Annotated in this window: 21 protein-coding genes; 1 reads left to right on the top strand and 20 read right to left on the bottom strand. The window is 27.1% G+C overall.

Features of this window, described 5'->3' with window-relative positions; genetic code table 11:
* Nucleotides 1-90: 90 nt before the first annotated feature.
* From ACFIJ5_RS04840 to ACFIJ5_RS04745, 20 genes are all read right to left on the bottom strand, one after another.
* On the bottom strand, nucleotides 91-807 hold the full coding sequence (locus ACFIJ5_RS04840) for a WecB/TagA/CpsF family glycosyltransferase (RefSeq protein WP_379804468.1): 717 nt from the start codon (nucleotides 805-807) through the stop codon (nucleotides 91-93).
* Between the two features lie 95 nt (nucleotides 808-902).
* Nucleotides 903-1568: an exopolysaccharide biosynthesis polyprenyl glycosylphosphotransferase gene (locus ACFIJ5_RS04835; protein ID WP_379804465.1), complete on the bottom strand. Its 666-nt coding sequence runs from the start codon at nucleotides 1566-1568 to the stop codon at nucleotides 903-905.
* A gap of 107 nt (nucleotides 1569-1675) precedes the next feature.
* Nucleotides 1676-2914: an O-antigen ligase family protein gene (locus ACFIJ5_RS04830; RefSeq protein ID WP_379804462.1), complete on the bottom strand. Its 1239-nt coding sequence runs from the start codon at nucleotides 2912-2914 to the stop codon at nucleotides 1676-1678.
* A gap of 96 nt (nucleotides 2915-3010) precedes the next feature.
* The gene (locus ACFIJ5_RS04825) at nucleotides 3011-4048 is read right to left on the bottom strand and encodes a glycosyltransferase family 2 protein (RefSeq protein ID WP_379804460.1); all 1038 of its coding nucleotides are present in this window, start codon (nucleotides 4046-4048) and stop codon (nucleotides 3011-3013) included.
* A 5-nt stretch (nucleotides 4049-4053) separates the two neighbouring features.
* On the bottom strand, nucleotides 4054-5502 hold the full coding sequence (locus ACFIJ5_RS04820) for an O-antigen ligase family protein (RefSeq protein WP_379804457.1): 1449 nt from the start codon (nucleotides 5500-5502) through the stop codon (nucleotides 4054-4056).
* Between the two features lie 55 nt (nucleotides 5503-5557).
* A complete protein-coding gene (locus ACFIJ5_RS04815) occupies nucleotides 5558-6919 on the bottom strand; it encodes an extracellular solute-binding protein (protein ID WP_379804454.1) in 1362 nt (453 codons plus the stop codon).
* A 275-nt stretch (nucleotides 6920-7194) separates the two neighbouring features.
* Nucleotides 7195-8298 carry a glycosyltransferase family 4 protein gene (locus tag ACFIJ5_RS04810; RefSeq protein WP_379804451.1) on the bottom strand — a complete coding sequence of 368 codons (1104 nt, stop codon included), beginning with the start codon at nucleotides 8296-8298 and terminating at the stop codon, nucleotides 7195-7197.
* 19 nt (nucleotides 8299-8317) lie between these two features.
* Complete coding sequence (locus ACFIJ5_RS04805; protein WP_379804448.1) at nucleotides 8318-9064, bottom strand: acyltransferase; 747 nt, start codon at nucleotides 9062-9064, stop codon at nucleotides 8318-8320.
* A 33-nt stretch (nucleotides 9065-9097) separates the two neighbouring features.
* The gene (locus ACFIJ5_RS04800) at nucleotides 9098-10204 is read right to left on the bottom strand and encodes a Gfo/Idh/MocA family protein (protein ID WP_379804446.1); all 1107 of its coding nucleotides are present in this window, start codon (nucleotides 10202-10204) and stop codon (nucleotides 9098-9100) included.
* 91 nt (nucleotides 10205-10295) lie between these two features.
* Nucleotides 10296-11609 (bottom strand): nucleotide sugar dehydrogenase, encoded by a 1314-nt coding sequence (locus tag ACFIJ5_RS04795; protein ID WP_379804444.1) that lies wholly within the window; start codon nucleotides 11607-11609, stop codon nucleotides 10296-10298.
* An 87-nt stretch (nucleotides 11610-11696) separates the two neighbouring features.
* Entirely contained in the window at nucleotides 11697-12881 is a 1185-nt protein-coding gene (locus ACFIJ5_RS04790) for a glycosyltransferase (protein WP_379804442.1), read from the bottom strand.
* 16 nt (nucleotides 12882-12897) lie between these two features.
* Complete coding sequence (locus ACFIJ5_RS04785) at nucleotides 12898-14742, bottom strand: polysaccharide biosynthesis protein (protein WP_379804439.1); 1845 nt, start codon at nucleotides 14740-14742, stop codon at nucleotides 12898-12900.
* A 263-nt stretch (nucleotides 14743-15005) separates the two neighbouring features.
* Nucleotides 15006-15641 (bottom strand): YhbD family protein, encoded by a 636-nt coding sequence (locus ACFIJ5_RS04780; RefSeq protein WP_379804436.1) that lies wholly within the window; start codon nucleotides 15639-15641, stop codon nucleotides 15006-15008.
* 182 nt (nucleotides 15642-15823) lie between these two features.
* Nucleotides 15824-16657: an ABC transporter permease gene (locus tag ACFIJ5_RS04775; protein ID WP_379804433.1), complete on the bottom strand. Its 834-nt coding sequence runs from the start codon at nucleotides 16655-16657 to the stop codon at nucleotides 15824-15826.
* Nucleotides 16658-16668: 11 nt separating this feature from the next.
* Nucleotides 16669-17493, bottom strand: coding sequence for an ABC transporter permease (locus ACFIJ5_RS04770; RefSeq protein WP_379804431.1), 825 nt, complete (start codon nucleotides 17491-17493; stop codon nucleotides 16669-16671).
* An 8-nt stretch (nucleotides 17494-17501) separates the two neighbouring features.
* Nucleotides 17502-18500, bottom strand: coding sequence for an ABC transporter ATP-binding protein (locus ACFIJ5_RS04765; RefSeq protein WP_379804428.1), 999 nt, complete (start codon nucleotides 18498-18500; stop codon nucleotides 17502-17504).
* Between the two features lie 35 nt (nucleotides 18501-18535).
* Entirely contained in the window at nucleotides 18536-19261 is a 726-nt protein-coding gene (locus ACFIJ5_RS04760) for a cell shape determination protein CcmA (RefSeq protein ID WP_379804425.1), read from the bottom strand.
* Nucleotides 19262-20420: 1159 nt separating this feature from the next.
* A complete protein-coding gene (locus ACFIJ5_RS04755; RefSeq protein ID WP_379804422.1) occupies nucleotides 20421-21497 on the bottom strand; it encodes a tetratricopeptide repeat protein in 1077 nt (358 codons plus the stop codon).
* Nucleotides 21498-21617: 120 nt separating this feature from the next.
* On the bottom strand, nucleotides 21618-23360 hold the full coding sequence (locus ACFIJ5_RS04750; protein WP_379804419.1) for a phospho-sugar mutase: 1743 nt from the start codon (nucleotides 23358-23360) through the stop codon (nucleotides 21618-21620).
* 204 nt (nucleotides 23361-23564) lie between these two features.
* The gene (locus tag ACFIJ5_RS04745; RefSeq protein ID WP_379804416.1) at nucleotides 23565-24167 is read right to left on the bottom strand and encodes a 50S ribosomal protein L25; all 603 of its coding nucleotides are present in this window, start codon (nucleotides 24165-24167) and stop codon (nucleotides 23565-23567) included.
* Nucleotides 24168-24394: 227 nt separating this feature from the next.
* Between ACFIJ5_RS04745 and ACFIJ5_RS04740 the strand changes: the two genes are divergently transcribed.
* Entirely contained in the window at nucleotides 24395-25885 is a 1491-nt protein-coding gene (locus ACFIJ5_RS04740) for an aminotransferase class I/II-fold pyridoxal phosphate-dependent enzyme (protein WP_379804413.1), read from the top strand.
* Nucleotides 25886-26010 lie beyond the last annotated feature (125 nt).

Here is a 26010-nt window from a genome sequence, read left to right as displayed (position 1 = left end):
ACACCACCTTTTTTTAGTGGACATTTATTCATTAACTCAACTTTCACGATAAAAAAATACTGCCAAAGTTGAATCATTAATTTTAAAAATTCACTTTTTATTCTTTTCCTTAACCACTTTCATGATAAATTTTGGTATTACTCCTAATCTTTTTACTCTAGAAGGCTCTTTTGAAACCCTATAAAGCCATTCCAATCCCATATTTATCATCCATTTTGGAGCTCTTTCACTTTTACCTGCAAACACATCAAAACATCCACCTACTCCCATAAAAAGCTTACATGGAAGTTTATCCATATTATTAACTATAAACATTTCTTGCTTAGGAGATCCCATAGCCACAAATAGTGCATATGGATTACTTTGTTTTATATCTTCTATTATATCTTTACAATCACTCAAATTAAAATACCCATTATGATTTCCTACAATATTTAATTTAGGATATTTTTTATTGATGTTTTTTATACATTCATCTAAAATTTCCTGCTTTGAACCTAAAAAATACACAGATTTATTTTCTTTTTCATATCTTCTAAGTAATTCATCCATGAACTCTATCCCTGCAATTTTTTCTTCAACAGGTTGTCCTGTTATTTTTGATGAAATAATTGTTCCTATACCATCTGGAATTATAATAGAATTTTTAGATGTAAAATTCTCTAAAAGTTTTTTATTATTTAATCCATTTGTTAACACTTCAGGATTACCAGAAATAATATGCACTTTATTGTATTTATCTATATTATTTAATAATTCTTTCATACTCTTGTTATATATATCAAACTTTAATATGTGTGAACCCATATGTTCTCTCCTTTCTACGACCCTTTTGTATCTAAATCAACCTATCTACTATACTGTATCTTTTCTAAAACTAGTATGTTACTATTTACTTACCTCTAAAAAGCTCCTTCTCCTTTTGATACTGAAAATACAGTTTTAAATAATATCTTTATATCATTCCAAACTGAAAAATTATTTATATAAGTTAAATCATAACTAATTGTTTTTCCAAGTTCTATTTCTCCTCTACCACTTATCTGTGCTAATCCTGTTATTCCTGGCAACACTAATAGTCTTTGTCTATATTCTTCTGGATAATATTTAACTACATCTGGTATTTCTGGTCTAGGTCCTACTAAACTCATATTACCTATTAACACATTAAATAATTGAGGAAGTTCATCTAAACTAGTTTTTCTTAAAAACGCTCCTACTTTTGTTACTCTGTTATCACTTTTACTTTGAAATACGAAATTTTCTAAATCTCCTGGATTAATTTCAAGTTCTCTCTTTTTCTCTGCATTCACTACCATAGTTCTGAATTTATATATAACAAAATCTTTTCCATTCTTACCTACTCTAACCTGTTTAAATATTGCTGATCCTTTTGAATCCACTTTTATAGCTATAAATAAAACCAAGTAAACTGGAAGTAAAATTATTATACCAATTAATGACAATATAAAATCCATCAATCTTTTTAGTATAAATTGAAACTTTTTTGTTTTTAACTTTTGTTTATCTATTATTATATTTTTTGTTTTCTGTTTCGCTTTTTCCATCTTATACATCCTTTCTTACTAAACATTTTACACTATATATTATAAATTTAACTTAACACAAATAATTTATTCTAATAATTTAACTTTTCCACAACAAAAGCTAGATTTTATTTTCTAAGATTTAATAATTGATTATCACACATTGCAACTAAAATCCAATAAAAAACTGCAATTTGTGGTACAAAAAACATATTATCAGAGATATTCATAAATAAAAATGCTACCATAGATGCAAAAAAGCCTATATAAAATGTTTTTAAAATTTTATCATTTGTTTTACTTATAAATTTCTTTACTTTAAAAAGACTTGAAATTAACACTCCTAAAAATGAAATTATACCAACTATACCTAGCTCACTTTGAATCTTTAAGTAAGAATTATGAGTAGGAAACTTATGATAATCTGGATACCTTAAATATGGATATTTTTTTACATATTCATCATATCTAGATACATAATTTCCATTTCCAATTCCCAAAATTGGATGTTCTTTTATCATAGCTATAGCTGTTTGCCATAATTTTATTCTAGATTCATTTTGACTTTTGTTAAATAAATCAAATATTCTGTGTCTAACCTCAGGAATACAAAATGCTCCTATAACCCCTCCTATAAATAGTACTATAAACTTTCTACTATATATTAAAGTAAGTGCTATAAGTCCTACACTTAGTGATAACAAAGCATTTCTTGATCCTGTTAATATAATATTCAACAGCACTATTAAAGTAACTGCCCCATAAAATATTCTATTTTTCTTCTGTGTTATTGTAAACATTATTAGTGGAAAAATAGCTAATATCAAAAATGCTCCTAAAGAATTAGGATTAAAAAAAGTTGAATGTATCCTAACTACTGCACCATATCCATAATCAACTTTGAACTTTGGATTCCAGTTTATTCTCGTAAAATATTGAAGGATTCCAAATAAAGAAACTAATAATACTGATATAATATACGAACTCAATATTACCTTTAAATCTTTCCTATCAATTTCATATTTAATTATAAAATACACAGCTATGTAAGTTAAAAATCTTATACTTTCTGTTAAAGCCAATTTCTTGTCTACTGCATAACTAACAGATATGAACATTATACCTACTAATATTAATGCACTAATAGTTAACGCATCACAAAAGAAATTTTTAAAACCATCACTAAATTTCTTTCTGCTTCTATTATCAAATATTATTTTAACTAAATAAACCAAAAAAATAAATGCTAATAATAAATCTCCATATGTTGCTGGTATTTTTGGATTAATTTTATTTTGAAATAAAGGCATCATAATTATATACACACATATTAAAAAACTTAATATTTTATCTTTTATCCCCAACATTCTCACCTCATCACATTTAATATCAAATCAAACATAACTATATTATAAAATAAGCATGTAATTTATTTCAATTACATGCAAGCTTATTAAACTAATTTACCTTGACATTTTTGTGTTTTTATTAATATATTTTTTAGATTTAAACAAATAAAACACAAATAATCCTTGTAAGAATCCTATTCCATAACTTAAATGAAGAATAGGAAAAATTATTGGTATGTATTTTAGTAAATTAAATTTCCTTTTAATTAATTTAAATGAAGATATTATATCACATGTTAAATATGCTGCCAGTTCAACTAACCACAAAATTAGTATTGGTTTAAAAAACATACCTAATATTATTCCTAAAAGATTTGTAAGTACAAATGTCATTGGTACTAAATGCCTTACAGATGCAGTTTTTCCATGTTTCTGCATTACTCTAACTTTCCAAAAACCATACTGAAAATATTGTCTCCATAATTTTTTTAATGAAGCTCTACTATAATAATAAGATTTTACAGTTGGTGAAAGTAAGATATTATATCCTGCTTTTGTAACTCTATAATTTATTTCATCATCTTGATTTCTAACCAATTCTGAATCAAAATATCCTATTTCTTCTAAAACATCTCTTCTGTATGCACCAAAAGCTACTGTATCTACATACATTTCTTTCTTTGCATATCTAAATAATGCATTTCCAACTCCAAAAGGTGAACTCATAGCTAATGCTACTGCTCTTCCTTTATCACTATCATTGATAGTTTCTATAGGACCTCCTGCACATCCTACACTTTTATCTTTATTTAATAATTTTACATTATTCTTTATAAAATCTTTGTCTGCATAAGCATGTGCCCCAAAAATTATTATTACATCAGCTTTACTTTTTCTTATTCCTTCATTCATACCTTTTGGTGCTGATAATCCTACATTGTCAACAAGCCTAATATTTTTATATTTTTCTTCATACCCTTTAACAATGTCTCTAGTACCATCATCTGACATTCCATCACAAATTAAAACCTCATATAGTTCCTTATCATAGGTTTGATTTACAAAAGAATCTATACACTCACTAATAAATTTTTTTTCATTTCTACAAGGAATTACAACAGATACTGTACTTATATCTTTCTTTTCATTCATATTGATCACCTTATATTTTTATTTTGTTTTGTATAACATTTTCCTTTATTATTTATTTGTATTAAAGCAAAAACTAAGAATATTATTAATGTACCAGTGATTACTCCCTTATGATTAAATTCATTTCCTGTCATAGTTGATATAATTGTATATATTATTAGTGATACAAATAATCCCCTATTCTGTTCATAATCTTTTAACATTACCTTTACTCTATTTATTAGCAGCATAATAAATAAAATTAATGATACAATACCAAATTCTACTCCTATTTGAAGTAACAAATTATGTGCATGTTCCAGCATATAATGTGCTGCTGTTACTTTCCATCTAAATTTTTCTGGCATTGAAAGATACCCTACCCCTGCAAATTCTTTGTATTTGTGAGCAAAATTACTCATACCAATTCCAAAAGGATATTTTTTAATTATATTTATATCCGTAAAAATTGACTGAATTCTTGCCACTGAAGATTCATTTGTTAGTAGTGTTGTATTTCCAGTACCTCTTGATATTATGAAACTAAGTGCAGGTTTAGCAAGTATTAATCCTGCAACAATAAACACAATTAAAAGTTTTTTATATTTTTTACTTATTAATAATAAGAAAATTGATGCGATGAAACAAAGCCAAGCTCCTCTTGTAAATGTAATTATCAAAGCCGCTCCCTGAAGTAATAATGAACTGTATGCAAATATTTTTTCTTTTTTATTTTTTAACTTTTTATATAAAACCATCTCTAACAATAAAGGCATTATAGTTACTAAAATAGCTGCAAAAATATTTACATTATGATAACCAAAAGTTAAAAATGCTCTATTTTTTATTATAATTCTAAATGAAATACCATCTTTCAAGAGCTGCATCATACCATACAAACAACTAAAATCTATACTAATTACTAAGCAAAATATTACTTCTTTAATGTCTTCTTTTTTTAATATTTCTATTGCACAAAGCATGAACATAATAGGAACTACAACTCCAAAATAAGTATCGCTTAAACTTTTTGATACATTAATAGAGTAAATATTACTATTATATACAAAAATCAAAAACATTAATATTATAAAATAAAATCTATAAAATAAAGAACTTTTATAATTTTTACATTCTCGTATACCTTTTATTATGTTTTTTAGATTATATACAAATAATATAGTAACATATATAGATTCATACGCTATTTTAACAAACAACAAATCAAAATAACATACTTTTCTTGCTGTTACTAGTATAGGTAAAGATATTATAAATAACAACATTGATTTTTTCATATCTTTAAAAATAAGATATATCTCTATAATTAACACAAACGTTGCTAAAAACATCATAGATGAATCTTTTATTCCTATTCTTTTTAAATTTAAGATGCCTATTAAAACCGAAATAATAAAACTAATAATAAGTATCTTATTATTTTCTTTAAAGAACCTCTTTAAATTTATACTCATACTCAAACTTCTTCCCCTTATCTTTACTATTTTTTATACGATAACTTGTCACTCTTTACTTAGTATAACTCTTCAAGTCTAATACTCTATACTTATTACTAATGTTACAAGCCTCCACATAACTCTTATTTAATTCATCTATTGCTTGTCTTATCTGTTTATCTCCTTTTATTGTTTCAACACATAATTGAACAGTTTGTGATGAATTTCTGCTTATAAATATTGATGGATCATAAGCTTCTGTTTTAAAATTGTTTACATTATTATATTCTTTATATATATCACTCTCTACTTTAGTATCTTTTACCAATGGCAAAATTGCCATTCTTGTTTTTAATATTTCTTTATTAGGCTCTTGTGAAGTTAACCACTCATAAACTTGAAGAACAGCTTTTTTCTCTTTATCACTTTTTTCCGTTATCTTATTATTTATACATAAGAAATTAGAGTTTGCTAAGAAATATTGCTTATTATCGTCCTCATCATGAACCTTAGGCAAATTAGCTATCCCTGTATCAAAAGAAAGAGGAATAATATTTGAAAAATACCCTTTATCTTCAAAAGTACTTAACATCATAGCTGATTTTCCTTTATAAAAATCCGTTCTTAACTGTTTCCTACTTTTTTTATCAAAATCTTTATCCAATAATCCTTTAAAATATAATTCATTATATACACTTAAAATGTTTTGTGCATAATTAAAATCATAATTTCCATTCTTATAATCCCAAAATGTTGTATATATATTTCCTAAATTAACACTTGGTTCCCCAATAGATAATTTGAAATCTTGATAACTATTTAGAGGAAACTGAAAAGGTATGATATCCGGGTCTATTTTCTTTATTTTTTCACAATATTCTATTAGTTGTTTAAATGTTTTAGGTGGTTTATTAGGATCTAACCCTGCCTTTTTAAATATATCTTTATTCCATATAAATTTAACATTGTTTTCTATCATTCTAGTTCCAAATGGCTCACCGTTATAATACACCAAATTTTCTTTGCCAATTTTATTTAAGTTTACTCCTGCTTTTTCTAAATTAGATATTTGACCATCTTTTATCATTTCAAAAAATGCATAAGTCATAATATCTGGTCCTTTTTCTGCTGCTAATGCAGTCTTTGTTAAGTTGTCATAATCTTGTTTATATTCGCTTAACATTATGTATACATCATCATTCTCTTCATTAAATTTTTCTACTTGATATGCTCTAGTTGAAGATACACTATCTTTTCTTATCCATACTCTTACAATAGTTTTTCCTTTTAACTTTGGGTCATTAGAAACATTTTTATCACCTGAAGCACTTAACTTAATGTCTTCATTTATACTTATTCTGTAAATTACCGAAACAACCAATAAAATTACAGTTATTAGTGAACAAACCATAAATCTAATGGACTTTTTTCTCATAAATCTACAACTCCTAAATCTTAAATATAATTTAAATTACATAAGTTATAAGTTAACATAACTAGCTTGGAATAAATGATATATTGCTAAAAAGTTATTACTTATTGAATAGTATAATTTTAAGAATTGAAAATTGAAAGTCAAGGAAAAATAATAAAGTATATTCACTATTTAAAACTTTCTGCCAAAGCAAAAGTCATCCTTTACTTTCAACTCTCAATTTTTAACTATATAAATATCATTTATATACACTAGAGTACTATTTTTTAAAGTATCTATTGCAACTTCTCATATGCTCTTAATAATCTTTGTTCACAGACAGACCAATTATATAACTCTTTTACTTTATCTAATCCATTTTTTCCCATCTTATTGTTTTGTTCCTTATCTTCAACTATTTTTTCAATAGTATCTGCAATCTTTTGTGGATCACTTGGATCAACAACAAGTCCACAATTATATTTTTTTACTACATTTCTCATCATAGGGAAATCACTAGCAATTACTGCTGTTTTACTCATCATGTATTCAAACATTTTTATAGGTTCTGAATTTACATATCTCCAATTTTGTGGTTGTAATAATACGAATCCAGCTGAAGCCTTTTTTAAATAATCAAAAACCTCAACGTGAGGTATTTTACCTGTAAAGATAACATCTTTTCCATGTAGTCTATCCTCAATAAAATTATCCACTTTTGATTTAAACTCATTATTTTCAAAAGGTCCTATAAATAAATATTTACAATCATATTTTACAAATTCTACAGCTTCTAAAATTTTCAATATACCTCTATCTTCTCTAAGTCCACCAACATATACAAATACAGCTTTATCCTCTTCAACCTTGTTTACATCCTCATGTTTCAGTACAGGATAATTTGGTATCAATGCCACATTATCATTATATTCTTTAAATTTGTCTACCAAAATTTGATTTACTGTAATTATATAATCTGCTTGCTTTCCTAATTTTTTTTCGTAAAGATATATAGCTTTTTCCACAAATTTTTTACATACCTTAAAGTGTTCACTAAAACCTTCTGGATGATATTCATGAGAATCATAAATAGCCTTACATCCTAAAGCATTTTTTAATTTAACAGCTACTTGAAAAGAATCTGGTTCATGAGCATGGTATACATCTGCTTGTATTTCCTTTGCAATCCTAAACATATCTTTCATTGGTCTAAATCTATCATGCCATGATTTTCTTTTTTCAAAACACTTAACTTTTATTCCTTCTTCTGTAATGAAATCTTTATCCCCTGGTGCAACAATATATATATCATCATATTTTTTTTTCAATGATAATATTTCTTTATAATAAATTCTATTATCATAAACATCATGACCAGACGTAAGCATACAAATTCTCATCTATTCCACCTCGTAGACCTTATTGATTTTTTAATAACTGTTCCTCTGGAACATCTCTAAAACATTTTGCTGGATTACCGGCAACTATCTTAGCACTTTCAACATCTTTAGTAACTACACTTCCCGCTGCTGCAAAACCATCTTCGTTTATAACTTTTCCTGGAAGAATAACTGAACCCGCTCCAATTCTTCCACCTTTTTTAACAGTAACACCCTTAAAATGTTTAAATCTTTCTTTTGATCTAGCTGCATAATTATCATTAGAAGTTACAACACAAGGTGCAATAAATACATAATCTTCTATTTCTGAATATGCTGTTACATACACATTTGTTTGTATCTTACAATTTGATCCTACCTTACAGAAATTTTCTATAGTAGCTCCTTTACCAATAATTGTTCTTTGTCCTATTGTAACATTTTCTCGAACAACAGCTAAATCTGCAATTAAAGTCTTTTCTCCAATTCCACAACCAGCATATACTATAACTCCTGCTCCAATCAAACATTCATTAGAAATTTTACATGGAGCCAATTTATCCTCATCTTTAAATATGCTATTTACAGATCTCATTGGAAGTTTTCCTATAACAGTATTATCATCAATTCTTACATTATCTCCAATTATTGAACCTTCATGAATAACTACATTATTTCCTATTAAGCAATTATCACCTATAACCACATTATCTTCTACAATTGAAAATCTTCCTATTTTAATATCATTACCTAAATGAGCTTTATCTGATATATAATTCATATTCATCCTTAAACTCCTCAACTTATAATTTTATTATAACTACTTGTGTATTTTCTCTACATTAACCATTTCCATAGTAGAGAATTTATCCATTGGGAATTTAACTGGCATTCCTGTAAGTCTTGATTTATATGCAGCAAGTATTATAGACATACCTTTTTTACCTTCTTCTCCACTTACTAATGGTTGTGTACCATTGTTTATAGAATCTATCATATCTTTGAATAATGGAGTATGTCCGAATCCATAAACTGTATCTGGATCTCCTTCTTGTGCATTTAATATCGCTTCTTCACTATCTTTTCCGTCTTTAAATCTCCATGTTTCAATTTTATTTACAGCAAGACCACCTATACATACAGCTCCATTTTGTCCAAAGATACTTAATGTTTCTTCTAAATTCTTTGGATATACACATGCACTTCCTTCAACTATACCTATAGCTCCATTTTTAAATCTAATAACTATAGCTCCAAAATCTTCTGCTTCTATATCTCTTAAGAAAGTATCACATTGAGCGTAAACAGTATCTATTTCTCCGCCCATCATCCATTGTAATAAATCTATATTATGTATACATTGATTCATAAGTGTTCCACCATCAAGTTTCCAAGTTCCTCTCCATGGTGCTTGCTCATAATATCCCATGTTTCTATTCCAAAGAATTCTAGCTGTTCCATTAACAAGTCTTCCAAATCTATCTTCTTCTACTGCTTTTCTTAATTGTTGTATTGGTTTATTAAATCTGTTTTGATGACTTACACATAACTTAACATCATTTTCTTTTGCACATTCAATCATTTTATCTGCATCTTCAATTGAAAGTGCCATTGGTTTTTCAACAATTACATTTTTCTTTTTATTCATACTATACATAGCTATTTCTGGATGATATCCACTTTCTGTTGCTATTGTAATCACATCAATATCTTCTTTTTCTAACATTTCTTTATAATCTGTATACACATTTATGCTGCATTCTTTTTCTATTTTTTTAATATATTCGTTTTTCTTTTCTTCTGCTTTTTCTTTTATAATGTCACAAAGTGCAACAAGTTCTGCTTCTTCTCTATTATTAACTATTGCTTCTACATGTTTATAAGAAATTCTTCCACATCCAATTATAGCAAATCTTAATTTTTTCATATTTACCACCTCATATTATTATTAATTAGATATTATTGGAATTTATGCACAATTACGGCATGCATAAAATGCATGCCTTACTTTATTGTAATTATAATTTATATATTTTTTCTCTATTGTTTTTAACTTCTTTAGTAGCATTTCTTGTATCATATAATATAGCTGATTCATCAACTATTTTTTGATAATTATAATCGCTGTGAGCTGTTGTTACTATTACTATATCTGCTTCCTTTATTCCTTGTTCCCAATTTATGGAAGCATATTCTTTTCCTTTATGCTTAAAACTTGGTACATATGGGTCATTATACATAATATTTGCTCCATTTTTTTCTAAATGTTCTATTACCTTTAGTGCTGGAGACTCTCGCATGTCATCTATATCTTTTTTATATGCTACTCCTAAAAGTAATACTTTTGCTCCATTCATTGCTTTCTTTTCTTTATTTAATAATCTCATTGCATTATCTACTACAAATTCTGGCATGAAATCATTTATTTCTCCTGCTGTTTCTATTAGTCTTGTATGATAATCATACTCTCTTGCTTTATATGTTAAGTAGAATGGATCTAGTGGTATGCAGTGTCCTCCAAGTCCTGGACCTGGGTAAAATGCCATAAATCCATATGGTTTTGTTTTTGCTGCTTCTATTACTTCCCATATATCTATACCCATTTTTTTGCATAGTATTGCCATTTCATTTACAAGTCCTATATTTATATGTCTAAATGTATTTTCTAGTATCTTTTCCATTTCTGCTACTGCTGGACATGATACTTCAAATATTTCTCCTTCTAATACATTTCTATAAAGCATTGCTGCCACTTTTGTAGAATCTTCTCCACATCCTCCTACTACTTTTGGAGTGTTTTTAGTCTTATATAATTTATTACCTGGATCAACTCTTTCTGGTGAAAATGCTAAAAAGAAATCTTCTCCACATTTTAATCCTGATTCTTCTAATATTGGTTTTACTATTTCTTCTGTTGTTCCTGGATATGTTGTGCTTTCTAATACTACAAGCATTCCTTTATGTAAATGCTTTGCTATATCCTTTGTTGAACTTACAACATATGATACATCCGGTTGTTTAAATTTATCTAATGGAGTTGGAACTGCTATTGCTACTGTATCTACATCTTTTATAAAACTAAAATCTGTTGTAGCTTTTAACATTCCTTTTTTAACTAAATCTTCAAGCTCATTATCTAATATATCTCCAATATAATTATGTCCTTCATTTACCATATTAACTTTTTTTTCTTGAACATCAAATCCTATTACTTTATATCCTGCCTTAGCTTTTTCTACCGCTAATGGAAGGCCCACATATCCTAATCCTACTACTCCTATTACTGCTTCTTTTTTTTGTATTTTTTCTATAAGTTTTTCTTTAATGGACATGTAATTCTCCTCCTCAAATTCAATAAATTATAAACACTTAGATTATAACCTTACTTAATATTAACGTCAAATTTTTTACAACAACATCTACATTATACTATTATATATCTTTATAGTCTTTTGTGCGTTGTTTTTCCATGTAAAATCATTGATAACAGTTTGTTTAGCTTTCTCTCCTATAATTTCAGCTTTTTTAGAATTAGTTATTAAAAATTCTAAAGCCCCTACCAATTCATCAACGTTCTTAGGTTTTACTAACATTCCATTTTCTTTATTTACTATTACATCTTCAATACCTTCACCTTTAATTCCAATAACCGGTTTTCCTTGAAGCATAGCTTCTACATATACGACCCCAAATCCTTCCTTCCAACTTGGAAGTGAAAAAATGTCACATTGAGCCATATAATTCATAACTTCATTATGATTTAGTCTTCCTAAGAAAACAATATTATTGTAAATATTAAGCTCTTTAGCTAACCTACTCAAATTTTCTTTTTCTTCTCCATCACCAATTATATAATATTTAATGTTAGAATATTTATTTACTAATTTAGAAATTGCCTTTAAATTAAATTCAAGTCCTTTAGTTTTTATTAAATTAGATGCACTTAAAATATTAATACATTCATTAGTATTTATAGAAGTCTCACCATTATTACTTTTACAATCTTCAACATCTATACCATTATTGACAACTTCAATTTTATTTATAAATTTTTCTGACTTAACTACATTTTTCAATTTATTACTTACAACAATTGATTTATCAACTTCATTTAAAACTTCAAATACTTTTCGTTTTAATTTTTCACTTCTATTTATTGTACATTGAAAATCTTGTCCATGTATCGTTACTACATGAGGTAAGTTCAATTCTTTACTTAGAATCATACCACAATATCCATCTGGCAATGCTACATGAGATTGTATCAAATCAAATTTATATATTTCATTTAAATTTTTAGCAATTGATTTTATACTTTTATACATTCTATAACCAGACTTTGCAAAAAAATATCCTTTAGGAAATTCAATATATCTAGGATAATACACCTCAACACCATCTATTACATTTTTTTTTGGAATCTGTGAATATTTTTTCCATTTAGTACTTATTTTATTTAATGGAAAAGGTGCCAAAGGTACAGGAGAAATAACTTTAACTTCACAACCTAATTTAATCAATTCTTTTACCTGTTTATGGACAAAAATTCCTGACATATGATTAAATGTAGATGGATACATATGTGAAATAACTAATACCTTCATGATAACTCTCCTAAACTTACTTATTTATTTTTCTCTTATATGTTGGAACTTTTTCTTCCATAATGTTAAATATAGCCTCATTATCTTGTTTTACAGCATCCTTAAATTGTTCAATACATTGTTCAATATAATTAATATCTGATTCCATTGGTTTTTCAACAAAGATTTTATCATGCTTTGTAGAAGTCAATGCAAGTTCATTCATTAACAATTCTTCATATAATTTTTCTCCTGGTCTTAAACCAGTATATTCTATTTTTATATCTTTTTCTGGTTGTAATCCTGATAATGTTATTAGTTCTTTTGCTAAATCAACTATTTTAACTGGCTCTCCCATATCTAAAACAAATATTTCTCCACCTTGTGCCATTCCTCCAGCTTGTATTACAAGTTGAGCAGCTTCAGGTATTGTCATAAAAAATCTGTTTATTTCTGGATGAGTAACTGTAACTGGTCCACCATGAGCTATTTGTTTTTTAAATAATGGTATGACAGACCCATTACTTCCTAATACATTTCCAAATCTAACAGCCACATATTCAGTATCACTTACTTTATCAAAAGCTTGAATAATCATTTCACAAAATCTCTTAGTAGCTCCCATTATATTTGTAGGATTAACTGCTTTATCTGTACTAATTTGAACAAATTTATTAACTTTGAACTTATCACTACATCTAGCTACATTATAAGTCCCTACGACATTATTTTTTATAGCTTCTTTTGGATTTTCCTCCATTAAAGGAACATGTTTATGAGCTGCTGCATGAAATACAACATTAGGTCTATATTTATCAAAAACTTCATTTAACCTTTTTACATCTCTAATTGAAGCTATTATAACTTCCTTATGTAGTTCTGGGTATATTTCTTCTAGTTCTCTTTGCAATTCATAAGCATTATTTTCATATATATCTAAAATTAATAATTTTTTAGGATTAAATTTAGCTAATTGTCTGCATATTTCTGATCCAATTGAACCACCACCACCAGTTACCAACACAATCTTATCCTTAACGTATTTATTTATAACATTATTATTTAATTTTATAGGCTCTCTTCCTAACAAATCTTCGATATTAACATCTCTTATTTTGCTAATGTTTACTTCTTCATTAATTATTTCATAAATACCTGGTATAGTTTTTAATTTGCACTTTGTTTCTTTACAAATTGATATTATTTCTTTTTTAGTACCAAAATCAGTAGATGGAATAGCCATTATTATTTCTTCTACATTCTTTTCTTTACAAATTTTCGCAATACTACTTCTTCCACCTAAAACTTTTATACCATTTATAACTTTTCCATGTTTATCAGTATCATCATCTATAAATCCAGTCACTTTATATTTAAATTCATTATGTTTCTTTATTTCCTTTAAAAGAAGAACTCCTGCATCTCCCGCTCCTATTATTAATACATTTTTTTCATGTTCACCACTAGTAGTAATTTTTTTACTATCTTCAAAAACTCTATATATAAATCTAACTCCTCCTAAAGCAACTACTGATAGCAACCAAAAAATTATATGCACAGTAAAAGGGAATCTATAATATGCACTTTCATAAATTTTATATGTTACAAAATAGTTATATAACATAATTACAACATTTGAAAGCGTTATAGAATATACAATTGAAATCAATTCCTCTACAGAAGCATATTTCCAAACTTTATTATATAATTTAAAAACATTATTAAAAAATAAAGTAATTATTACAACAGGTATAATAGAAAATAGGAAAAAATCCATATACTCTTTAGATATTGAAAAATCTAGTCTTAATAATAGGGCTAAATACAACGATACTATTATTAGAACTATATCATATAAAATAAATTTTTTATCTTTCGGCATCTCTTCACTTCCCTCATGAATAATTAATTATTGTTCAACTCTCTTTTACAATTTTACATCATTTTAAAAATTATTCAACTTATTTATTGTAATAAAATACTAATATAAGCGTTTATTTTTTATATTTAATAATTTTTTTACAGTTTATTTATAGTTTATAAATTTATTGACCAATATAATAATTTTACTATAAATTTTCCTTTTATGTAAGAGAACAAAAGTACATATTCATAAAAAAAAGACTCTCACAAAGAAAGTCTTAATTAATATTTATTTCCTAAAAGTTTCATTTTTAACTCTTCAACACATTTAACTATATTAACTTTTAGCACCAATTTGGCATGCTCTTCTATATAAATAGAATTTGGAACAGAAACTAACATACACACTGCAGCTCCAAATTTCCTAATTAATATCACATCATAATTGTTATCTTTATATTTTTTATAATTGTTACTTAGTGTTGTTAAAATATTTTTTCCTTCTTCTAACCCTACTTCACCTGATTTCATAAATACTTCTAATACATACATAAACAATATTTTTTCAAAAGAAAATATCTGTTCATTTTCATAAATACTTAAATATATATTAATGGTCATCTCTGTAACTATGTTTCTTTCTATTACTTCATCTTTTCTTAGGAATATCTGTTCCAAATTTGGTGCAAACATATTTGCAATTTCATCTAAAGACAAATCATCTTTCATATTTTTAATTTTATTTATTCTATCTAATATCTTATCTTTTGGGAAAAATGTTTCCTGTCCTGTAAAGGATGACTTCTTTATAAACCACTCTTCAGGTATAAGTTTCTTACGTTTCCATCTATACAACTGTCCATAAGATATACCTGTTATACTAAGCAATTCTTTTTTAGAAATTAGATTTTCCTCCATTTCATGCCTCCTTTCTTCTTTAAGCATTTATACTTACTATCTTACTTAATTGTCCACAGACATTTATATCTTGTCAACCCTTTATATATTCTCTCAACTTTCCCAGTAAAGAAATATTGTCTAGCAGAAGGAAATTATATACTGTGTAAGAAACATTTAATAGCAATTAAGAATTAATATATTTAATGTGTTCCTAATATTCCCTTGCTTCTACATTTTTTGTCTATTTTCATAAATATAAAGTTACCCAAAATACATAATACTATCATAGCCACACAAAGAATAATAAATTCTTTTCTTAAATTAAATATTGGTTTTTGATTTATTAATATCGCTCTAGTACTATCATATATATAAGTAATTGGAATTATTAAAGATACAAAAATAAACCCTCTTGGCATAACTTTTATTGGGAAAAAGCTTCCTGAAAACCCCATAATAGCTGAATTTGTTAAATCTATTATAGGATTTGCATCTTTAGCAATCAAAACCAATCCTGCAATAATCATACCTAACCCCATCATTCCAATTATACCTGGAATTAAAAATAGAATAGCTTTTAATATTTGACCATTTATTGTAAATCCAAAAACAAAATGACACACTATCCCTGTTATTATTACCTCTACAGTAGTAGCACAAAAATAAAATACACTCTTACTTACCAAAAGAGTTATTCTACTTACTGGTGCACTCCAATTAGATTCTAAAACTCCCTGACGCATTTCCTCTTTTAAAGAAAATCCTAATGCCCAAAATACTGTACTTACATAAGCAGATATAATATATCCTACAACTAGAAATCCCATAAAATCTGAATTACCAGTGTACTGCTGAAAACCTGTCATTTTCCCATCAACACTAAAACTTTTACCCATAAAATAAAATGGTGTAAGCCATATAAGTGGTTCAAAAAAAGTTAATATTACATTCATTGGATATCTAAAATATATTTTCATACTAATCAAAAATCGTGCTCTATAAATATTTAATTTGTTTAATATCTTTTCTTTCATATTCACACCCCCTAATATCTTCCTAATGCGCCTTGATTTTTTACACGTTTTTCAGTGTACATAAATGCCACTCTTCCAAGTATAAGAAGAATAATTCCTTCTATAAGACAAAGTAAGATATTATATGATGCTTCATATACACTTTGGCCATTTACCATAATTTGCCTTGCCGCTGAAATTCCATAAGTAAATGGCAGCGTCTTAGCTAAATTTTGCATCCAAATAGGCATTATAGCTATAGGAAATGTTATTCCACATAACATCATCATTATTCCTCTAACCAGTTGAACTGCTGCACCTGTCTCTTTTGCCCAAAGAACAAGACTTGCAAAAATACTTCCAAGTCCATATACTCCTGGAAACATAACTATAAATATCAATCCCCAATATAATACATTTCCTGTAAAATTAATTCCATATATAAATCTATACTCTAACATAGAAATTATAATAATTAGAATTGATTTAAGTATATCTACTAATCCAGCTCCAATTAAAAAATCAAATTTATTTATAGGACATAACCAATTAGATTCTAAAGTACCCAGCATTTGTTCGTCTCTTAAATAGGTTCCAAAATTCCACATTGTTATATTTACCCACTGCCATGCCATAGTTCCAACCACAATATATGCAACAAAATTATTTGTCCCTGCAGCAGCATTAAATGTAGCAAGTCCTGCCCCGTCTGGTCCTGCAAATCCCACTGCACTCATTATATATATAAGAGGGAAAATAAGAGGCCATATTATTAATTGAATTACCCAAGTAGGATATCTAACCATAATAGTAAATTGTCTTCTCATTACTGCTAAAATAGTTCTAATTCGACTCATAATATCACCTACTCTCTCAAACTCTTGCCTGTTAAATGTATAAATACATCTTCCAGAGAAGGTTCTTTAACATTAATACTCAAAACTTTGGAATTATTAGCTGCAATACAATCTAGAATTTTTTGTATTAAAACATCCCCATCATTATGATGTATCGTTACAATATATCTACGTCTTTCTGAATCATATCTATTTATTACATTTTCTACATCTTTAACTTTTTTAATTTGTTCTAAAAGAGTATCATTGAATTTATTAAGCTCAATTTTTAATGACTTTACTTCATTTAAACTATTTTTTAAATTTTTTGGAGTATCTAATGCTATTATCTTACCATTATCTATAATTGCAATTCTATCACTTAAAAAATCTGCCTCTTCCATATAATGTGTAGTCAAAAGTACTGTTCTACCTTCCTTTTTTATATCTAAAATTATTTCTCTTAAATTAATAGCTGCCTGTGGATCAAGTCCTAATGTAGGCTCATCTAAAAGTACTACAGGAGCATTGGGAATAAGTGCCTTACCTAACGCAACTTTCTGTTTCATTCCTGTTGAAAATTTTTCTACAAGTTCATCAGCTTTTTTAGTAAGTCCTAATCTTTCTAATACTTGATTTGTTCTTTGTTTTGCTTCTTTTTTACTACATCCATAAAGAGAAGCAAAATACTCTAAATTTTCTCTAGCTGTAAGCTTCCAATATATACTTCTATCTCCTGCCAATACTGTTCCAATATGCTTTAAAGCTTTCAGTGGATATTTATCCACATCTTTACCTATTACTTTTATACTTCCTGAAGTTGGTCTTAATAAACCTGTAATCATTTTTATAGTTGTAGTTTTTCCTGCTCCATTTGGTCCTAAAAGTCCGAATATTTCACCTTTGTATATATCAAAATTAACCCCATCTACTGCTTTAAATTCCTTTTTTTCAGTCTTCTTAAATAATCTTTTATTCTTACTTATAAAATATTTCTTTAAATCTTTAACCTCAACTGCCTTTTCCATTTTATTTCCCCCTTTTCATTTAGAAAAACCTATTTTTATATTCTTTTTACTTTTGCTACTTTTGAATCCTGTGCTGCATCAAAACTATCCCTATATTCTACACATTGAATTTCACATTCTGGTCCTAATACAATATTATTACCCCTAACTACTTCTGCTTCTGTATATTCTAAATAAATGTCGTCCCCTTCTATTACTTCACATTCAAGTTTTCCCCTACGACCTGATGATAAATTAAACAATCTGCTAACAAAAGATTCATTTATCCTTCTTATTTCTATTTTCTCTCCTCCTATTTCCTTAACATTACAACGTCTTTTCATTTCAATGTTTATTTGACCTGCATTTAAAAGGCCTTCAATATCAAAACATCCTTTTAAATTTAATATTTCTGCTTCACAATTTTTCTTTATATCTAATGCCCCTGAAATTTTTATGATATCACCATATAAATCTCCATCTATATCTACAGCTCCTGCCATATTAACATTTTTACATTTTAATGTACCATTTATATCTACTGCTCCCTTTCCATCTATATCTTCACCTTCTATGTTTCCATTAACCTCAAAAGCTCCACTAGCTTTTATTATTTTTGACTGTAAATTTCCATGTACTTCCCCTGAACCTGCAACCTTAAACATATTACATTCCATGTCTCCATTAATCTCTCCTGCACCTGATATAGTAACCTCATTATATTTTCCTCCTGTGCTTTCACCTGCTCCAGTAATTTTTAAATTTGTTTCATTATTTTCCATTATCCATCCTCCTTTTAAATTTTATCTAACAAATATCCATGTAATTCTTAAATTTCCCATATTTCATTATATTCATGTAACATAACATTGTTACGCTTAAAATGCAAAAAAATAATAATATTTAATATCAATTAAGGACTAATAATTAAAACTGTATTTCATCTACGAAAGTTGAATATATAACTAATAAAAATTTAACATTCTCAGTTACATGCTAATTATTTTCTTAATACTTGCGTTAAAAATTAAATTTTTGATGTTTCACCCAAAGTAAAAGTTTTAATTTTTTTTAAATTATTTATATACAATAAATAATTTAAATATTAAATATCTATTTCTTAACTACAAAACAATTGTAACATAACATTGTTATATTGTAAACTGTTTTTGTAATAAAAAATTTCTAAACTTGAAATAAAATTTTTACCCTACCAAAACTTAGAAGTCCTTATTTCCCCTCTTACCAGCACTAGAATATTACTAAATGATATTTTATGTAAAAAACCATTTTAGCAAACACTTAGTAATTCTTATTCTAAAAATTTACAGTGTATTACATAACATTCTTATATTATAAAATACAAAGTACAAAGAATAGAGAAGAAGTAATAAAAAAGCTCCTAAACTTGAGATAGAATTTTTATTCTATCTCAAGTTTTAGGAACTTTTATTTAACCTCTTACCAGTACTAGTATACTGCTTAACGTAGATAAATGATATTTTGCGTAAAAACCATTTTAACAAATAATTAGTAATTCTTATCCTGAAAATTTACAGTATATTGACAAAATAAGACTTATTGTCTGTGGTAAATATCTATATAGTGTATGTGATATCATTGGAACTTGTTACTGAAGTGACACTATTCTGAGCATTATATAAATATTTACATTGGAGGCTCTTCATATTATCAGTAAATAAAAGAGTGTAGGATTAAAGAATTCTTTAATAACAATTAATAATTAACTCAACTTTCGCAGTAAAAAAATACTGCTTAGCGAAGGGAAATGATATCTTGCGTAAGAAACATTTGAACAAAGTTTACAAGTTCTTAGCAAGATATCATTTCCCGGAGCGGCTGAATTTCATCTGCGAAAGTTACGTCCTGTTCTTATACCTCTTTTTATTTACTGGCTGTGCATACACTTATGGCAAAATACTATTCATTGACGTTTAGCATTTTTTCAAGTTGAAGCACAACTTCATCATTGGCATCTATCTCTTTTGCAAGTTTAAGATGAACCTTTGCCTGTTTTATATCCTTTATATTTAAATAACACATTACTAAATTAGTACAAATCTCAATAGAACCTGTATATTGAAAAGCACTTCTAAAATATGATATTGCTTTTTCAAATTCACCAATTGCAGCATAATTTATACCAAGTTCATTTATAACTTCTACAACTGCATTATCAATAGCTAGCGCTTCATTTAAATAATAAATAGCTTTTTCAGGATTCTGTAAATTTCTATAAGCTACTGCAATATAATAATATATTTCAGCATTATCTCCCAAATCATCAATTAATGGTATCAAAAGTTTTAATGCATCATCAGGATCTTCACATACAAGATCTTTTCCCTTATCATAATCATTTACTATCTTTAATGATGTTTTAAATTCACTTACTTCCTTTGTCTCTTCCCCACCTTTAGATAAATAAGTATTTATACAAAATAAAGCTTTTTGAAAATCTCCTTCATCTTTTAGTACTAGTGCCTCATAAAAATATGGTTCTGGAAAATCCTCAAATTGTTTTGCTTTTTCTATTATTTCTAACGCTTCATCCTTATACATTTTACTTTTTATTCTTAATTTATCACAAAGAAGAAACATTTTTAAGTAATTTTCTTTGGTTATTTCTATATAAGTTAACCCCTTAAGCAAAATATATGCATCTTCATAACATTTCTTTTTAACTTCTTTAGCTATTCTTCCTTTTATATATTGATCAGCTTCAATAGTATTTAAAATCATTGTTTTATAATATTCATTATATTTAAAATTACTATCTGCTCCCAATACATAATACATTCCTTCAACAAAAAAACCTATTGGAATTTTTTGTAAAAAGTCACCTTTTTTTACTCTTTCAGCTAAATCTTCTGCAGCTACTGGCATATATATGTCTTCTTTTAACTCAATATTAAATATATCTTTTAATTTTTCTTTTTTTATGTTTAAAAAAAGCATTTTAGATAATTTTTCTGCATAATACGTTTTAATATCCATTCTTAATCACCTCATTAGAACTTATTAATCTAATTTTGTACAACAAAACATCTATTTTATATCTTAAAGTAAACTTTCCAAATTGTAAAGAAAAACTCCATGTTTCCATGGAGTTCTAAATTAGCTTTCTAAAGCTTCATTAACTAAATTCATAACTGATTTCTTAAATATTCCCATATTTTTATTAGAATTTTCCAAACTATTTCCAATAACTGATAAATAAATTTTTATCTTAGGCTCTGTTCCTGAAGGTCTTACAACAAACCAAGAACCATCACCTAAAACAAATTTTAAAACGTTAGATTTAGGTAAGTTTATAATCTTTTCATCTATGTTACTAATATCTTTTTCTATACTAGATTTATAATCATACTTTTTTTGTATTGGTATTTCATTTATACTTGCTTTCATACAATGCCTCAAATGTTCCATTGCATTAAATATTTTTTCTTGTCCTTCTTTGCCTTTAAGGGTAATAGAAACTAGCTCTTCTTTATAAAATCCATATTTTTCATATAATTCTACTAAAGCTTCATATAAATTCATACCCTTAGTTTTATAATATAATGCCATCTCACATATAAGAGTAGCAGCTATTACAGCATCTTTATCTCTAACAAATTCACCAGCAAGATATCCAAAACTTTCTTCAAATCCAAATAAATATTTTTTGTTAATTTCTTTTTCTTTATTAAATTCTTTTATTTTCTCTCCTATATATTTAAATCCAGTAAGAACATCCATAATTTCAGTTTCATATTCTTGTGCTATTTTCCTAACCATTTCTGTAGTTACTATAGTTTTTATTACAACACCATTTTTAGGAAGTTCCTTCTTTTCATTTAATGAAGATAATATATAATGAGTCAATAATATTCCTGTCTGATTTCCTGAAAGCACTCTAAAATTTCCTTCTTTACCTTTAACTACTACACCAATTCTATCACAATCTGGGTCTGTACCAAATATCAAATCAGGTTCTATTTCTTTTGCCATTTCAATTGCTATATCAAATACTTTTGGTTCCTCTGGATTAGGATACTCCGCTGTTGGAAAATTACCATCTGGTTTTTCTTGTTCTTTAACAACATGAACATTTTCATACCCTAATTCCCTTAAAACTCTTCTTACAGGTTTATTTCCACTACCATGAATAGGTGTATAAATAATTTTCAAATCTTTAGCTTTTTCTTTTACTAAATCTTTTCTTATTGTAAGTTTCTTAACCTTTTCTATATAAACCTTATCTACCTCTTCGCCAATAATATTTAATAATTTCTTTTTCTGTGCTTCATTAAGGTCTATAGTTTTAATTTGTGAAAAATCATCAATCTTATCTATATATGAAGTTATTTTTTTAGCAGCCTCACCTGTTATTTGTCCACCATCTTTACCATAAACTTTATATCCATTATACTCTTTAGGATTATGAGAAGCTGTTATTACAATCCCACCCTTACTTTCTAACTCTCTAACAGTAAAAGATAACATAGGAGTAGGTCTTAGGCTTTCAAATAAATTAACTGTAATACCGTTAGCACATAAAGTTCTCGCAGCAGCTTTAGCAAACTCTTCAGACATATTTCTAGAATCATACGCAATACTTACTGATATATTTTCACCCTTATACTCATCTTTTAAATATCGTGCTAACCCTTCTGTAGCTTTCCCTACAGTGTATACATTCATTCTATTACTTCCTGCACCAATTATACCTCTAAGTCCGCCTGTACCAAAAACTAACTCTTTATAAAATCTATCTTCTATTTCCTCTTTATCCTTAATATTTGATAATTCACATTTAGTTTTTTCATCAATTAATTGAGAATTAATCCATGCATCATATTTTTCTTTAAATGTCATTTTCATCCCCCTTTTGATTCTATTTATGTAATATATTTATATAACAAATATATTATACTACAAATACATTATTTGTAGTATATGCATATAAAATCAAAAGCATATATTACCAAAAGAACATTTAACTTTACTAAAAATTTCTAAATTTTATTCAAATATCTTTTAGTCAATATATGCTTCTATGTGTTTTCTTAAGACACTAAATTACCCCTGTTCCTCTACAACATTTTTTTCATCTTCATTATCTTCATCAAACTTTTGAGTATTTCCTTCAGTAACTGAAACTATTACAGTATCTAGAGCATCCGCTAATATTATTTCATCTGAAAATTCAACATCACTTACTCTCATAACATCTCCTATTTCAAGTGAAGAAAGATCTATATCAATAGATTTTGGTAAATTTTCTGCATTACACTGAACTTTTAAACTATTTCTTTCCTTTTGTAAAATTCCACCTTTTTTACTTATTAAACGTTCTCCATTAAAATTAATAGGAACTTCTGTTTGTACTGTTCTACCCTTATCTATTTCTTGAAGATCTATATGTATAACCTTATGTCTCACTGGCTCTCTTTGAACTTCTTTTATAATTGCTTTTACATTGCTACCTTGTAAATCCAAATCGATAATTCCATGTTCTCCTACATCATTTATATGTTTATTTAATTCCAACTCACCTACTTCAAATAAATAATTTCCTATTTCTTTTCCATAGAGTATACCTGGAATTAATCCTTTTTTTCTTTCTCTTTTTACATAATTACATTTTGAAAAATTTCTTTTATTTATAACTAAGTTTTCCATAATTATCCCTCCTATCTAGTTATTATTAACAGTAACTTATAATAATATTCAACAGTAATGAAAATACTAAATTTAAAATAATTACGTATGAAAAAAAACTTTTAATATAGATAAAATTTTTATTGCATTTAAATATCATTTAACTTATAATGATATTGTTTTAGTATAATAGCTTATATATTATAGAGGAAAATAGAGTATTCCTAAGAAAGAAGGTGTTAATTAAAGTGTATAAACTTAATCAAAACGAGACTCCATTATTTGATGCTTTAATGGAATATGTAAATAGAGAAACACTACCTTTTCATGTACCTGGACATAAAAAAGGTAATGGAATGGATGAAACTTTTAAAGATTTTATAGGTCCAAATGCTTTTAAAATCGATGTAACAGTTTTTAAATTAGTTGATAGTCTTCATCATCCCAAAGGACCAATCAAAAAAGCTCAAGAATTAGCTGCTGATGCATATGGTTCAAAAACTGCTTTTTATTCAATTCATGGTACCTCAGGGGCAATACAATCAATGATTCTTTCAGTTGTAGGTGCTGGTGATAAAATAATAATCCCTAGAAATATTCATAAATCAGTAACCTCAGGTATAATTCTAAGTGGTGCAGAACCTGTGTACATGCAACCTGAAATAGATAAGGATTTAGGTATAGCTCATGGAGTTTCTCCTAAAACTGTAGAAGAAACTTTAAAAGCAAATCCTGATGCTAAAGCAGTTTTGATAATAAATCCAACATATTATGGAGTAGCTACAAATATCAAAAAAATAGCTGAAATAGTTCACAACTATGATATTCCTCTTATAGTAGATGAAGCTCATGGTCCACACTTAGGATTTAATGATAAATTACCTGTATCAGCTATAGAAGCCGGTGCAGATATGTGTTCTCAAAGTACTCACAAGATAATTGGTGCTTTAACTCAATGTTCACTACTTCATGTAAATTCAGATAGAATAGATACTAGAAGAGTACAACAAGTATTGAACCTTTTACATACAACATCACCTTCTTACATTTTAATGGCTTCATTAGATTGTGCTAGACGACAGATAGCACTAAATGGAAAAGAACTTTTAGATAAAGCTATTGGACTAGCTGATTATGTAAGAGAAGAAATAAATAAAATACCTGGATTTAAATGTTTTGGAAAAGAAATTTTAGGTACTCCTGGTGCATATGCTTTTGATTCAACTAAAATAACAATTACTTGTAAGGATTTAGGTATAACAGGATATGAATTAGATACACTACTTGCAGATAGATATCACATTCAAATGGAATTATCAGATTTTTATAACACTCTTGCTGTTGGTTCATTTGGTGATACAAAGGAAGGTATGGTCAAACTTATAACTGCTCTTAAAGAAATTAGTTTAGAATATTACAGTAAAAACAATAAAAAAATATGTTTCCCTGATATACCAGAAATCCCTGAACAAATTCTAATACCAAGAGAAGCATTCAATAGTGAAAAAACTTGTGTTTCTATACAGGATAGTATTGGAAAAATAAGTGGAGAATTTCTTCTTGCTTATCCACCAGGAATACCAATACTTTGTCCAGGTGAAAAAATAACAAAAGAAATAGTTGACTATGTGAATGAATTAAAAAAAGCTGGACTATTTGTTCAAGGTACTGAAGATCCTGATGTTGAAAATATAAAAATTGTAAAAAAAGAAGACGCTGTATATATAGATGTAACTTAATTTATTTCCAAGTTAATAAATATAAACTTCAACAGATGATCAAGGATATAGAAATAAATTATAAATATTAAAGTTCAAATAACAAATATTGATTTTCAAAACTTACTTTTGAAAATCTTCCTTAT

It is taken from the genome of Haloimpatiens myeolchijeotgali (assembly GCF_042688525.2).
GTDB lineage: Bacteria > Bacillota > Clostridia > Clostridiales > Clostridiaceae > Haloimpatiens.
Note: the sequence above shows the minus strand (reverse complement) of the source record. Positions and strands in the feature narration are given on the sequence as shown.